15 protein-coding genes and 1 pseudogene are annotated in these 13,640 nt (G+C 70.1%); 10 read left to right on the top strand and 6 right to left on the bottom strand.

Features of this window, described 5'->3' with window-relative positions; all coding sequences use genetic code 11:
• Nucleotides 1-39 precede the first annotated feature (39 nt).
• Nucleotides 40-1,221 carry an FAD-dependent monooxygenase gene (locus ACWDR4_RS17300; protein ID WP_450409288.1) on the top strand — a complete coding sequence of 394 codons (1,182 nt, stop codon included), beginning with the start codon at nt 40-42 and terminating at the stop codon, nt 1,219-1,221.
• Nucleotides 1,222-1,249: 28 nt separating this feature from the next.
• On the opposite strand, the gene ACWDR4_RS17295 is transcribed toward ACWDR4_RS17300, so the two are convergent.
• The 4 genes from ACWDR4_RS17295 to ACWDR4_RS17280 form a co-directional block, all read right to left on the bottom strand.
• Nucleotides 1,250-2,458, bottom strand: coding sequence for a sugar ABC transporter permease (locus ACWDR4_RS17295; RefSeq protein WP_450409286.1), 1,209 nt, complete (start codon nt 2,456-2,458; stop codon nt 1,250-1,252).
• Nucleotides 2,455-3,234 (bottom strand): ATP-binding cassette domain-containing protein, encoded by a 780-nt coding sequence (locus ACWDR4_RS17290; RefSeq protein ID WP_450409285.1) that lies wholly within the window; start codon nt 3,232-3,234, stop codon nt 2,455-2,457. The genes ACWDR4_RS17295 and ACWDR4_RS17290 overlap by 4 nt, the downstream gene beginning before the upstream one ends.
• Nucleotides 3,235-3,282: 48 nt before the next feature.
• On the bottom strand, nt 3,283-4,425 hold the full coding sequence (locus tag ACWDR4_RS17285) for a sugar ABC transporter substrate-binding protein (RefSeq protein ID WP_450409284.1): 1,143 nt from the start codon (nt 4,423-4,425) through the stop codon (nt 3,283-3,285).
• Between the two features lie 127 nt (nt 4,426-4,552).
• Nucleotides 4,553-4,903, bottom strand: a complete 351-nt coding sequence (locus ACWDR4_RS17280) for a hypothetical protein (RefSeq protein ID WP_450409282.1) — start codon at nt 4,901-4,903, stop codon at nt 4,553-4,555.
• A gap of 477 nt (nt 4,904-5,380) precedes the next feature.
• Here ACWDR4_RS17280 and ACWDR4_RS17275 point away from each other — a divergent pair, with 477 nt between their 5' ends.
• Both ACWDR4_RS17275 and ACWDR4_RS17270 read left to right on the top strand, forming a co-directional pair.
• On the top strand, nt 5,381-6,364 hold the full coding sequence (locus ACWDR4_RS17275) for an acyl-CoA desaturase (protein WP_450409367.1): 984 nt from the start codon (nt 5,381-5,383) through the stop codon (nt 6,362-6,364).
• A gap of 188 nt (nt 6,365-6,552) precedes the next feature.
• Nucleotides 6,553-6,951 (top strand): DUF5994 family protein, encoded by a 399-nt coding sequence (locus ACWDR4_RS17270; protein WP_450409280.1) that lies wholly within the window; start codon nt 6,553-6,555, stop codon nt 6,949-6,951.
• A gap of 233 nt (nt 6,952-7,184) precedes the next feature.
• Here the strand turns inward: ACWDR4_RS17270 and ACWDR4_RS17265 are convergent, their stop codons facing one another.
• Nucleotides 7,185-7,838 (bottom strand): hypothetical protein, encoded by a 654-nt coding sequence (locus tag ACWDR4_RS17265; protein WP_450409278.1) that lies wholly within the window; start codon nt 7,836-7,838, stop codon nt 7,185-7,187.
• Between the two features lie 5 nt (nt 7,839-7,843).
• Here ACWDR4_RS17265 and ACWDR4_RS17260 point away from each other — a divergent pair, with 5 nt between their 5' ends.
• From ACWDR4_RS17260 to ACWDR4_RS17230, 7 genes and pseudogenes are all read left to right on the top strand, one after another.
• Nucleotides 7,844-8,077 carry a transposase gene (locus tag ACWDR4_RS17260; RefSeq protein WP_450409277.1) on the top strand — a complete coding sequence of 78 codons (234 nt, stop codon included), beginning with the start codon at nt 7,844-7,846 and terminating at the stop codon, nt 8,075-8,077.
• A 38-nt stretch (nt 8,078-8,115) separates the two neighbouring features.
• Nucleotides 8,116-8,445 (top strand): annotated as a pseudogene (locus ACWDR4_RS17255) (FAD-dependent oxidoreductase); the annotation flags it as partial.
• A gap of 91 nt (nt 8,446-8,536) precedes the next feature.
• Nucleotides 8,537-9,250, top strand: coding sequence for an arsenate-mycothiol transferase ArsC (locus ACWDR4_RS17250; RefSeq protein ID WP_450409276.1), 714 nt, complete (start codon nt 8,537-8,539; stop codon nt 9,248-9,250).
• Nucleotides 9,251-9,452: 202 nt separating this feature from the next.
• Entirely contained in the window at nt 9,453-10,769 is a 1,317-nt protein-coding gene (gene nhaA / locus ACWDR4_RS17245) for a Na+/H+ antiporter NhaA (protein WP_450409274.1), read from the top strand.
• Complete coding sequence (locus ACWDR4_RS17240; RefSeq protein WP_450409272.1) at nt 10,769-11,035, top strand: hypothetical protein; 267 nt, start codon at nt 10,769-10,771, stop codon at nt 11,033-11,035. Before nhaA ends, ACWDR4_RS17240 begins: the two co-directional genes overlap by 1 nt.
• A 35-nt stretch (nt 11,036-11,070) precedes the next feature.
• On the top strand, nt 11,071-11,235 hold the full coding sequence (locus ACWDR4_RS17235) for a hypothetical protein (RefSeq protein ID WP_387130451.1): 165 nt from the start codon (nt 11,071-11,073) through the stop codon (nt 11,233-11,235).
• Between the two features lie 163 nt (nt 11,236-11,398).
• Nucleotides 11,399-11,590, top strand: a complete 192-nt coding sequence (locus ACWDR4_RS17230; protein WP_450409270.1) for a hypothetical protein — start codon at nt 11,399-11,401, stop codon at nt 11,588-11,590.
• Nucleotides 11,591-11,800: 210 nt separating this feature from the next.
• Here the strand turns inward: ACWDR4_RS17230 and ACWDR4_RS17225 are convergent, their stop codons facing one another.
• A complete protein-coding gene (locus ACWDR4_RS17225) occupies nt 11,801-13,303 on the bottom strand; it encodes a SulP family inorganic anion transporter (RefSeq protein WP_450409268.1) in 1,503 nt (500 codons plus the stop codon).
• Between the last annotated feature and the right edge of the window lie 337 nt (nt 13,304-13,640).

The following is a 13,640-nucleotide window of genomic DNA, read 5'->3' as shown; positions in this document are numbered from 1 at the left end:
AGCGATAGAGGTTGTTGAGGAGAAGCGGAGGGGGCGGGCGTGCAGGTGATCGTCGTGGGTGCGGGTATCGGCGGGCTGGCCGCCACACTGAGCCTGCGCGCGGCCGGTCACGAGGTCGCCCTTGTAGACCGGACGCGCCACTTCAGCGAGATCGGCGCCGGCATCCAGCTCGCGCCCAACGCCACCCGCGTACTGCGCCGCCTTGGCCTCCTCGACACGGTCGCCGCCCGCGCCGCCCGTCCCGCCCGGCTGAGCTTCCGCACCTGGTCCGACGGCACCGAGATCTGCCGTTACGTCATCGGCCCCGAGGCCGAGACCGAGTTCGGGGCGCCCTACCTACAGGTCCACCGGGCCGACCTGCACCAGGCACTGGCAGACCGGGTCCCGCCCGGGTCGGTCCGCCTGAACACGGAAGCCGTGGGCATCGACCAGGACGACAGACGGGCGTACGTCAGGACGGCCGACGGCGAGCGCCTGGGAGCCGACCTGGTGGTCGCCGCCGACGGGGTGCGCTCCTCGGCCCGCCAGTGGCTCTTCGGCCCCGACGAGGCGGTCTTCTCCGGCACCGCCGCCTACCGCGCACTGCTCCCGGCCGCCGAGGTGGCCGACCTGGACCTGCCGGAGTACGCGGGCTGGCTCGGCCCGGGCCGGCACGTCGTCCACTACTGGGTGCGCGGCGGCGAACTCCTCAACCTGGTGGCCGTGTTCACGGCGGGAGCGGCGACACCGGTGGGGTCGGAGTCGTGGACCGAGTCGTGGACGGCCCGGGCGGAACCGGGGGAACAGCTCCGCGAGTTCGCCGGCTGGGACCCCCGGGTCCTCACCGTCCTCGAACGCGCCGGCCAGGTGTTCCGCTACGGCATCCACACCCGCACCCCGCTCACCCGCTGGCACCTCGGCCGGGTGACCCTCCTCGGCGACAGCGCTCACGCGATGGTCCCGTTCCAGGCCCAGGGAGCGGCCCAGGCGATCATGGACGCGGCGGTACTGGGCGACTGTCTCGCGGGTGCGACGCCGACGGATGTCCCGGACGCCCTGACCCGGTACGTACACCGACGGCTAGCCACCGCCACCAGAGTGCAGGCCGGATCGGCGAGCGCGGGCGAGACCTACCACCTGCCCGACGGGCCGGAGGCCGACGCACGGAACGCCGGCATGGCCGCGTACGAGAACGAGAACAGGTTCGGCCCGCACGCGGGGGCGTGGGGAGAGGAACCGTAAGCGCGCTGTCGGCTGGGATGTGCCGAACTCAGGCCCGTACCCGCGAGGCGGCCGTCCGCCGGGCCACGGAGTCGAAGATCACGGCGGTGATCAGCACCCCACCGGTGATCATGAACTGAAGGGCGGTCTGGACGCCCAGCAGCGCCATGCCGGAGGCGATCGACTGGATGATGAGCACCCCCAGCAGCGCGGACCAGGTCGAGCCGCGCCCGCCGAACAGGCTGGTGCCGCCGATGACGGCGGCGGCGACGGCGTTGATCAGCAGCATGCCGGAGCCCGAGACCTGGCTCGCCGAGGTGAACCGCGACGCGACGAACAGCCCGCCGACCGCCGCCAGCGTCCCCGCCACCATGAACACCGAGACCCGTACGCGCGTCACGTCGACGCCGGCCCGCCGGGCCGCCTCCACCCCGCCGCCCAGGGCGAGGACCTGCCGTCCGTAGGGCGTACGGCGCAGCAGCAGGTCCGAGGCGACGATGAACCCGAGGAAGATCAGCAACGCCAGCGGCAGCCCCTCGAAGTGCCCGAGTACGGCGACGGTCGTGAACGCGACGACCGCCAGCAGCACGGTACGTACCCAGATCTCGCCCACCGCCCGGCACGGCATCCCGGCGCCGGCGCGGCGCCCGCGGTTGCGGAGGGAGACGAGCAGATAGGCGGCCGTGCAGACCGCCGCGAGGCCGTAGGTGAAGCCGGGGGCGCTGTAGTAGCGGCTGGTGAGCGTGGCGACCAGGCCGTCCTCGCTGAAGTGGATGGAGCTGTCGGGACCGAGCAGGTAGATCATCAGACCGCTCCAGGCGAGCAGCCCGGCGAGGGTGACGACGAACGCGGGTACGCCGAACTTGGCGAACAGGAACCCGTGGAGCGCCCCGATGGCCGTACCGCAGATGACGGCGATGACCACGGCGAGCCATTCCGCCATACCGAGGTTGACGTTCAGCGCCGCGAACACCGCGCCCGCCAGCCCGGCGAGCGACCCGACGGACAGATCGATCTCACCGATCAGCAGCACAAAGACAATACCGACGGCGACCATGCCGGTCCCGACGATGTCGACGCTGAGGACGGAGAGGTTGCGCGGCGAGAGGAACTTGTCGTTGAGACTCTGGAAGACCACCCAGGTCACGGCGAGCGCGAGCAGCACGGGCGCGGGCCCGAGCCCCCCTTCACGCACCCTCCGCCGCACGGCACCGGCGTACGCCGAGATGCGCGGCTTCACGTTCACGTTGATGTTCACGGCCACACCTCTTCCGGGTGCGGCCGGTGGGCGACGGCATGGTCGGCCGCGCCGGTGATGGAGGAGATGATCTGCTCCTGGGAGGTCGTGTTCACGTCGAAGAGGCCGTTGTTGCGGCCCAGGCGCAGGACGGCGACCTTGTCGGCGACGGCCTTGATGTCACTCATGTTGTGGCTGATGAGCAGCACCCCGAGCCCCTGGTCGCGCAGCTCCTCGATCAGGTCGAGGAGCTGGTTGGTCTGCTGGATGCCCAGGGAGGCGGTGGGCTCGTCGAGCAGCAGCAGCCGGGGCGAGCCGAGGAAGGACCGGGTGATCGCGACGACCTGCCGCTGCCCACCGGAGAGACTGGCGAGCGGCACCCGCACATCGGGAATCCGGATGGACAAGGTGTGCAGCAGCTCGCGAGTACGCCGCTCCATCTCCACTTCATCAAGAACGCCGAAGCGGTGGATCTCCCGGCCGAGGAAGAGATTGGCGACGACATCGAGGTTCTCGCACATGGCGAGGTCCTGGTAGACGGTGGCGATCCCGAGCACGCGGGCGTCCTGGGGATGCCTGATCTGCACAGGACTGCCCTGCCACTCGACAACCCCCTTGTCAGGGGGCCCGACCCCGGAGATCACTTTCACCAGGGTGGACTTGCCGGCGGCGTTGTCCCCGACGAGGGCGACCACCTCCCCGGCCCTGACCTCCAGCTCGATGTCGACCAGCGCCTGTACGGCGGCGAACCGCTTGGAGACACCGCGCAACGCCAGCAGGGGCTGATGACCGGGCACGAGCCACCTCCTTCCCGTGGACGCATGTGGACGCCGTGGCGATGTGTGTCAGGTGAGGCCGGCCCGATCACAGGCGGACCGGAGAGCGGGCGTACAAATTTGATCGACGGTGTACATACCGTCCTTGACCAGCGTCTCCCCGATATTGCCGACAGTCACCGAGACGGACGGCAGCAGCACGGCCGGAATGTCCTTCGTCGTCGGACTGTCGACGGTGCCGGTGGCGACGGCCCCGACCTCCTCACCACGCCCGAGGGCGACGGCCATCTGGACGGTGGCGTCGGTCGCGCGCTTGAAGGGCTTGTAGATGGTCATGTACTGATCGCCCTTGACGATGCGCCGTACGGCCAGGAGATCGGCGTCCTGCCCGGTGATCGGGGGCAGCGGCTTGACCTTGGCGGCGTTGAGGGCGGAGACGACGGCGCCGGCCATGGTGTCGTTGGCGGAGAGGACACCGTCGATGTTCTCGCCGCCGAGTGCGGCGATGGCGCCGGTCATGTTGACGTAGGCGTTCTCGGCCCGCCATCCGACGGTGTCGTAGGACTTCCCGATCGTCACCTTGCCCTTGAGCACGGCGAGGGCGCCCTCCTTGTACCAGCCGGCGTTGGGATCGGTGGTGGCCCCGTTCATCATGACGATGCGCCGCCCGTCACCGCCGTCGGCCCCCATGGCGGTGAGCAGAGCCTCCGCCTGAAGCCGCCCGACCTCCTCCCCGTCGAAGGTGACGTACCCGGAGATCGGCCCCTGGGCGAGCCGGTCGTAGGCGACGACGGGAATCCCGGCCCGATGCGCGGACTCGACGGACGGACGCATCAGCTGGGGATCGACGGCGGCGAGGATCACCACATCGACACCCCGGGTGATCATGGCCTCGAACTGCTGCTGCTGGACCTGGGGATCGGGGGTGGCGGCGACGTTGGCGGCGGGACAGCCAGGACAAAGCTCCTTGAGCTTCTCCTCGATGAGCGGCTTGTCGAACTGCCCGAACCGCGAGGCACCCCCACCCGGAAGCAGCACACCGACGGTGATCCGTTCACTGCCGCTACCACTGCCACCACCGTCGCCCCCACCACCTCCGCTGCCACCACAGGCCCCGACGAGCCCGAGACCAATGGCGACGGCGACAGCGACAGCTCTGGATCTGGCGAGAGACCTTCGCTTTACGGTTGGCAGCCCGGCAACGGTACCCATGTCCCGTTCCTTAGAACTTTTGTGCGATATCACCACACAAGGGGAACTTAAGGGCAAGGGTAGTCAAGGCGGGGGTATCGCGCGCAGGCGCGCTGCGGAGGCGAAGGGGAGGGGAGGAGAGGTGGAGCTAGAGGTGGAGGATCCGCTGGGTGATCTCCCGGTACTGCCTGAGGGTCAGCCGGAGCTCGTCGGACTGGCTTTCGGGGCCGTGCTCCTGCTCCTGCCAGCCGTCGTGGAGGAGACGGCGCCGTTCCGCCAGGGCGCTCACGAGCTGGGCGACGGCGTCGTCGTAGGCGCTCTCGGCCTCTGCCAGCGCCTCACGCGGGGTGTCGGCGAAGTGGTTGATGGCTCGTCCGAGCCGCCGGACGATCTCGTCCCGCTCGTTCGCCCCGACCAGCGGCTCCGGGCCGCTGGTCCGGCGCTGGGAGCGGCCGGGGGGCTGGTCGGAGGACTGCTGGGCGCGTGTCTGGTCGTACATCTGTCGGTGCCGCTTCCGTTGCGCCCGAAGGCGTCCTCGGTCTTCTCGACGGCCTGTTCCAGGCCGTCCGGAGACCCGGTCGGTGCTGCGGTCCTGCGCTGGCGCTGCGGTCACCTGTCGCCGGTGACCCGGCCAAGGGCGGGGAGGCGAAAAGGTTCGGGAAAGGGCTTGGGAAAGGATTTGGATGGATGATCCGGAGCGACCCCCTCCCACCCGGCGCCGCGCCGTGCTGCCAGTCAACGTCCGGCGACGATCCATGTCAACGCGGGTGGTCACGCTAACCGGACCACCCTGTTTCGGAGCGTACCGGAGTACGGTGGGGAGACCGAGGGCTCTCTCCACGCCGGCGTCCGGCCCGGCCCGCCCTCGCGTTCCCCTCTTCAGGGCAGCCCCAGACCCCGGCCACGCCATCCGCACCGAGGCCGAGGAGCCCCCATGCCGCTGCTCCCAACAAGCACGACCCCCACGCCCACCCCCATGCCCACGACCGCCCAGTCGCCACCGTCGCCACCGCCCCAGGCCTACGACGGGACGTCCCCCTTCCCACGGGACGACGGCCCGGCACCCCCGCGCGGCGGAGGGGAACGCCTGTTCGTGACGGTGACCGCGCTGATCGTCGTCCTGCCGTTCGTGGCGCTGGGCCTGGCAGGCTGGCTGCTCTGGGGACGACTCATCCACCCCGCCGACATAGTGCTGGCCGCGGTGCTCTACACGATCACGTGCCTGGGCGTCACCGTCGGCTTCCACCGCGGCCTCACCCACGGCGGCTACCGTGCCGTCCGCCCGGTGCGCATCGCACTCGCGGTGGCCGGTTCGATGAGCTTCCAGGGGGATGTCATCGGCTGGGTGGCCACGCACCGCCGCCACCACGCCTTCACGGACCGACCGGGCGACCCGCACTCCCCGTACCGCTACGGCACCCACCTGCGCGGCCAGTTGCGCGGACTGCTGCACGCCCACGTCGGCTGGCTCTTCCGCAACGACGCCACATCGGCCGAGCGTTACGCCCCCGACCTCTTGGCGGACCGAGACATCACGGCGGTGTCCCGAGCCTTCCCCGCACTGTGCTTCTTGACTCTCGCCCTGCCATTCGGCCTGGGCTGGGCGATCGGCGGCACCTGGCTGTACGGCGTAACGGCCCTGCTGTGGGCGGGACTTGGCCGCATAGCGCTGCTGCACCACGTCACCTGGAGCGTCAACTCCCTCTGCCACCTGATCGGCGACCGCCCGTTCCGCACCCGCCGCCACGACCGCGCCACCAACCTGTGGCCCCTGGCCCTGCTCTCCTTCGGCGAGAGCTGGCACAACCTCCACCACGCCGACCCCACAAGCGCCCGCCACGGAGTGGACCGCGGCCAGATAGACCCGTCGGCCGCCTTCATCCGCCTGATGGAACACCTCGGCTGGGTCTCCGAGGTCCGCTGGCCAACCCCAACCCGCATAGAATCCCGCCGCACCTGAACCCAACCAGCCACCCAACGTCCGACCATGCCGAGGTACGGCAGCTGCCCGCCCCATCACCCGCGTAGGGCAGCTGCCGATACTCATCACCGGCTCACCGGCTCACCGGCTCACCGGCTCACCGGCTCACCGGCTCACCGGCTCACCGGCTCATCCGCGTACGGCAGTTGACAGGAACCCAGATTCCGATGACCACCGCACTGCAGCCCCCGCTCCCCTCCCACCCCCTCCTACGCCTGCGCCTGGCACCCCGCGGCGGCCTGGCCCGGGCCCTCGACGGAGCCTGGTGGCCACGCTCGTACGACCTGCTCGCCGAACTCCCCCGACTGCTCGCCGGCTTGCCCCGCACCTGGGGCGGCATCAGCAGCGTCACGGTCAAGGGAGGCGTGTGGACCGCACTGCCCGGCCGAATCCTGATCGCCAACCAACCAGTCCGACTGACCAGAAGCCCGACGCCCTCCGCCCCACCCACGGTCGTCCTACTCGCCCCCGGCCGAGGCCGCTGGGACCTCCTGGTCATCCCCCCGGACACGACACCGGAAGCCGCCGAACCACTGATGGCAGCGGCGGCGGGCGATCACGCCTGACCTCACTGGTCCTGGCTGACCGGCACACCCCCGGAGGCCCTGAAAGCGGCCGGGCCCCGTTCACGTCGCCGCGACGCAGTCACTCACTTACACACTCACCAAAAACCAGAGGCTCCCTCTCACATGAGAGGGAGCCTCTGGACTGGTATTTCCACTGCCGGGGTGGCGGGATTTGAACCCACGACCTGCCGATGCTTGTCGCGTTGCGTACGGAAATTTGTGCGAGCGTGGTGTCACTTGGAGTTCGGGGGCTTCGGCCAGTCCGTTTTTTGCGCGGCGGCATCGAGGATGTCGCCGAGCCGTAGCCACGCTGTCGGGCCGGAGTATGAGGCGGGGCTGGTGGCGAAGCGGGACCATGCCTCGTTGCTGTCGCCGAGTGAGGCCAACACGACCGATGCCACAGCCTTGTGGGCCGTTCCATGCCGTTGGCCGCCCACGGTCAGGGCTGTCCAGGAGGGTCGGGCGCGGATGAGCTCCGGTGTGCAGTCGGGGAGCGTCAAGACCTGGCGGGTCCATGCCTCCCTCAAGTGGGGGCCGCCGCCCAGGCGCTTTCGGAGGTCTGTGGTGATCTCGGTCAAGACTGCCCGCGGGGCGGAATGGCGCGCCAGGACATCCGAGAAGGGCAGCTTCGACCGGTACGCGCTGGTCGCGAAGGAAAGCAACACGCGCTCCATGAGGCCGTCGTCTCCGGAGTGCCTGGTCAGGTAGTCGTACAGGACCTCGTCGGAGGCGCGGGCCAGATCGTGGACGGTGACCTGATCGGGGTCTCCGAGCGCCGAGCCGCGGGACACCGTGGCAGGGTCGCCCAGGATGCGCTCGATGGCAGTGCGAAACTCGGCCAGCCGCTGGTCGTCAGTACACCAGTCAGCAATTCTCCTCTCTGGCAACGGAGTTGGGCGTCCGTCTGTCCGTCGGCCGCACCGGGCAGTGCTGGGACAACGCGCTCGCCGAGTCGTTCTTCGCCACCATCAAACGGGAGTTGCTCGACACCACCGCCTGGCCCAGCCGGGCCGCCGCCCGCACCGCGATCTTCGACTTCATCGAGGGCTGGTACAACTTGCACCGGCTGCACAGCAGCCTCGGCTATCGCAGTCCTGCCGAATACGAGACCGCACTCGCAGCCTGACCACCACACCGATGGTGTCCGTCAAAGCGAAACAAGCTCAGTCCGGCCTGACCCTGCGCGACACCCTCACCGGCAACACTCTCGAGCTCGAAGCGACCGGTCTGTTCATCGCGATCGGTCACGACCCGCGCACCGAGCTCTTCAAGGACCAGCTTGAACTCGACCCCGAGGGCTACCTGAAAGTCGCCTCCCCGTCGACGCGCACGAGCGTCCCCGGCGTCTTCGGCGCGGGCGACGTCGTCGACCACACCTACCGCCAGGCCATCACCGCCGCCGTCTCCGGCTGCGCGGCGGCGCTGGACGCCGAGCGGTACCTCGCCGCCCTTGCTGACGCACCCGCAGAGGCTGCGGCCGTCGCCGCCGTCTGACGGCACCCGCCCCACCCGCTCAGTGCTTAGATATGCGCCCATTATCCGTGGTGAGTGCGGTGTTGGGAGCCGTAGACCGAGGAGCCGCCCCATGGACGAGCAAAGCCCTCTCGGCCGAGGCCGCCGAGCAGCGCCGTCTCTGCGGGACATCGATCCCGTGCTCGAACGCATCACGGCCCGTCTTGCGATACGTCACGGCAGGGCGTTCTCCCGGGAGACCGTGGAGCGGTACGTCGAGGAGTGCTCCTGGGTGCTGTCGGCGAAGGCGCGTGTCGCCACCCACCTGCCGGTGCTGGTGGAGCGGTTCGCCGACCAGCGGCTCGGGGCCCTGGCCCGCGGTATGGGGCTGGCACCGAAGCCGGTGCCCGAAGTGCTGTTCGTGTGCACCGAGAACGCCGGGCGTTCGCAGCTGGCCGCCGCGCTGCTGCGGCACCGGGCCGGGATCCGGGTGCTGACGGCCGGTTCCGAGCCCGGCTCGGAGATCACTCCGGTCGTGCTGCGGCTGCTCGCCGAGCAGGGCATGAACGCGGACGAGGAGTTCCCCAAGCCGCTGACCCGCGAAGTCGTCACGGCTGCCGACGTCGTCGTCACGCTGGGCTGCGGCGACGCCTGCCCGGTTCGGCCCGGGCGTCGCTGTCTGGACTGGGACCTGCCGGAGCTGAGCGGCCTGGACATCGAAAGCGCGCGAGCGGTACGGGACGCCCTCGCCACCCGCGTCGCCGCACTGGTGGATGAACTCCTGCCGGGCGGGGCTGGGACTGGATGCGTTCGCGGAGGTCGCGTGGTCGGCGAAGGAGGCGTGTAGCCGAACCTGACAGGGCTGATCGGGCAGGTCGCAGCGTCACATCATGTCGATCTTGAGCGACCGCGGGGGAGACAGCGGGCCCGGGGCTCGATACGGTGTAAAGAACGCGTCAAGAACTGGCGCGGGGTGTGCCGGGAAGTCTGGTCGGCGTCCGCGGGGCCGTGTGCCCTTTTTCCGCCGACGCCCCGGAGGACTCCCCGCCGTGTCTGATGTCCGCTCGCGTTCCTACTTCCTGGGCCTGCTTCCGCTTCCGGAGCGTCAGGCCGTCGCCCGTGCACTGCGGACCGAGACCGTCGGTGGACTGGTCCTCCTCACTGCTGCGGTGGTGGCGCTGGTGTGGGCGAACAGCCCGTGGAGCGGGGCGTACGAGGAGATACGGGATTTCCACTTCGGGATACCGGCGCTCGGCCTCGACCTGTCGGTGGGGCACTGGACGGCGGACGGGCTGCTCGCGGTGTTCTTCCTGGTCGCCGGGATCGAGCTCAAGCGTGAACTGGTCGTCGGCGAGCTGCGTACCCCCGCGACGGCGGCGCTGCCGGTGATCGCCGCGGTGTGCGGAATGGCCGTGCCCGCCGCCCTGTACGCCGCGACCGCCTCGGCGGGCGGCGGAAGCCTGGACGGGTGGGCGGTGCCGATGGCCACCGACATCGCGTTCGCCCTCGCCGTGCTCGCGGTCCTGTCCACCCACCTGCCGGCCGCGCTGCGCGCGTTCCTGCTGACCCTCGCGGTCGTCGACGACCTCGGCGCCATCCTGATCATCGCGTTGTTCTTCACCTCCGACCTGAACCTGTGGGCGCTGACCGGGGCGTTCGCCGGACTCGTCGTCTTCTACCTGCTCCAGCGGGCGCGGGTACGTGGCTGGTGGTGGTACGTCCCTCTCGGCGTCACCATCTGGGTGCTGATGTACAACGGTGGCGTCCACGCCACGGTCGCCGGAGTCGCGATGGGGCTGATCCTGCGCACCACCCCCGACGCAGGCGAGAAGAAGTCCCCGGCCGCCCGGGTCGCGCACCTGGTGCACCCGGTCTCGGCCGCGGTCGCGGTGCCGCTGTTCGCTCTGTTCGCCGCCGGGGTGAGCATCACCGGCGCGGCCATGGGCGAGGTCTTCACCAGTCCGGAGCCCCTCGGAATCGTCATCGGTCTGATCGCCGGCAAGACCGTGGGCATCTTCGCCGGGACGTACCTGGCCGCCCGCTTCACCCGCGCCCGCCTCAACCCAGACCTGGCCTGGGCCGACGTGCTGGGCCTGTCGGTGCTGGCTGGGATCGGCTTCACCGTGGCCCTGCTGATCGGCGAACTCGCCTTCCCCGACGGCCGGACCGGGGAACACGTCAAGGCGGCGGTCCTGATCGCCTCCGTACTCGCCGCCCTGCTCGCCGCCGCCCTGCTGCGCCGCCGGAACACGATCTACCGGAGTCTGTACGAGGCGGAGAACCTCGACGCCGACGCGGACGGCATCCCCGACATCTACCAGCAGGCCCACTCGGCCGATGCCGGGCCGGACAGGCAGGACACCTGATGGGGGGCGGTGGCGAGGCGTCGCTGCTGGCGCCCGTGATCATCGTCGCGGCACTCGTCATCCGCACCGCGTTCGCTGAGATCCGGCACCCGGGCAGCGCCCGCCGGCAATGGGCCTTCGCCACCAGTCGGCGGGCGATGGCGGCCGGAGGCGTGGTCGCGGTGAGCGTGACGGCCATCGGCTGGAGCCAGGCCGGGTGGGCCGCCGTCGCCTGGGCACTTCTCACCGGCGTCCTGACCGCACACCTGATCGGCAAGGACAGCTGACGCCGTCACCGCAGCAGCCCGAGGAGGAGCAGCGCATGTCCAAACGTCGCATCCAGGCCGTGCTGGTGGCCGTCGGAGTTCCGCTCACCCTGGCAGGGGCGTTGATGTACGTCCTGCCCGGCCCCGGCCTCCCCGTCCTGGTCATCGGCATGGCCCTGCTGATCACCGGCCTGGTCATGGCCGCCACCGGCCACCGGTGACATCCCACCCGCGTATCGGGACTCCGGGCCCGCACCCTTACCCGAACAGGATGACGACGATGCCCTGGCAGCGGCTCGCCCTGCCAGTCCCCACTCTCCCGATCGCCGGCGTTGCCCGGTGAAGCGGGCTGCGCGGTGGCGGGCGGAAACCAGATCCGTCATCGTGTGGTGGGTCACGGTCACCCTCGCGCTGTGGCTGCTGGGCATGGCCCTCGGGCAGCCGGTACGCCTCGCCGGGTGCGCCGCATCGGCCGCACTTCTGGTCGCGATCGGAGAGGCCGGAGACTGGCTGCGGCGTCGCTGGGTCTCACGACGCGGCGGCGGTCGGCGGGACCCGGGGGCCGGACCGGGGTGAGGTGTTGAGCTTGCGCCACGGGCCCCGCTCGACTTGCGGGCAGGTGGCCGGCGTGCACTGAGGACTACTCGGGGTTGTTCTTGCCCTGCTGGAGGGCGGCGAAGTCGGCGTGGGCTGCTGCGACGGCTGCGGGGCGCGCCGCGCCTGTCGCTTGAACAGCGGAGGGCCCCGGCGGTCGGCCGGGGTCCTCCCGGGTTTCGCGGGGATGGGTCAGTGGCTGGTGAGTTCGCCGGTGAGCTTGCCGTGGAGGGCGGCGCTGGGGTTGTTCAGGCCGATGATCTCCACGGTCTTGCCGCGCTGGGTGTATTTGGTCTCGATCGCGTCGAGGGCGGCGACGGAGGATGCGTCCCAGATGTGGGCAGCGGACAGGTCGATGACGACCGTGTCGGGGTCGGTGGCGTAGTTGAACTGGCCGACGAGGTCGTTGGAGGAGGCGAAGAACAGCTCGCCGGTCACGGAGTACACCACCGTGCTGCCGTCGGGGTCGGTGACAGAGGTGACGTTGGCGAGGTGGGCGACGCGCTTGGCGAAGATGACCATGGCGGTGATGGAGCCGACGACGACGCCGATGGCGAGGTTGCTGGTGGCGACCACGCAGATCACGGTGATGACCATGACGGTGATCTCCCCGGCGGGCATCCGCCTGAGGGTCTTCGGGGCGATGGAGTGCCAGTCGAAGGTCGCGAACGACACCATGACCATGACGGCGACCAGGGCAGCCATGGGGATGTCCGAGACGACCGGGCCGAAGACGATGCACAGCACCATCAGGAACGCGCCTGCCAGGAACGTGGACAGGCGGGTGCGGGCGCCGGACACCTTCACGTTGATCATCGTCTGGCCGATCATGGCGCAGCCGCCCATGCCGCCGAAGAAGCCGGTGACGATGTTGGCGATGCCCTGGCCGATGGACTCACGGGTCTTGGAGGAGTGGGTGTCGGTGATGTCGTCGACCAGCTTGGCCGTCATCAGCGACTCCATCAGACCGACCAGCGCCATCGCGAACGCGTACGGGGCGATCGTCGTCAGGGTGTCGATGGTGAACGGCACGTCCGGCAGGCCGGGCACCGGCAGGGAGGACGGCAGGTCGCCCTTGTCGCCGACGGTCGGCACGGCGATTCCGGCGGCGACCGTGATCACGGTGAGGATGACGATGGAGACCAGCGGGGCCGGGATCACCGTGGTGACCTTCGGGAAGAACACCATGAGGGCCAGACCGGCCGCGATCAGCGGATAGACGGGCCAGGGCACGTCGTGCATCTCGGGGACCTGGGCCATGAAGATCAGGATGGCGAGGGCGTTGACGAAGCCGACCATCACCGAGCGCGGCACGAACCGCATCAGCTTCGCCACCCCGAGTGCGCCGAGCGCGACCTGGATGACACCGGCGAGGATGACGGCGGCGACCAGGTAGCCGAAGCCGTGCTCACGGTTGAGCGGGGCGATCACGAGCGCGACGGCACCGGTGGCCGCCGAGATCATCGCGCGCCGTCCGCCGACGATCGAGATGGTCACGGCCATGGTGAACGAGGCGAAGAGGCCGACGGCCGGGTCGACACCGGCGATGATCGAGAACGAGATCGCCTCGGGGATCAGCGCCAGCGCGACGACCAGACCGGCCAGGACCTCGGTGCGCCAGACCTTCGGGTCGTTCAGCCAGTCGGGGCGCAGAGCGCGTAGCCGCGCGGCGGGAGTCGCTACGGAAGAAGACAAGGAGATGAGTACCTGTCGTGCTCGGGCACACCCCACTGGCAGGGCGGGCGGGGTGTGGGGAGAACGCGGAGGAACCGGGCCGGCACCCCGCGGACGGCCCGTAAAAGGCGGGCCGGAAGTCGAAGAAGCGACGGAGCCGGGGCCTGCGCGAGGCGCGGCCGAGCGGCTCACATCGGGGAGCGAAGAGTCACGGCGGGCAGGCGGCGGCGATGGGCGTCATGGGCTCGCGCACGCTCTCTCCTGCAAGAATCGGATCTTCACCGGGGGCGCCATCGGCCCCGGAACGGCAGGCGCGGGGCAGCCGGGCCGCCCTCGCCGTCAGCAACTCTACCCTAAC

The sequence above is a fragment of the Streptomyces sp. NPDC000878 genome, assembly GCF_053599695.1.
This window is presented reverse-complemented; position numbering and strand designations above follow the sequence as displayed.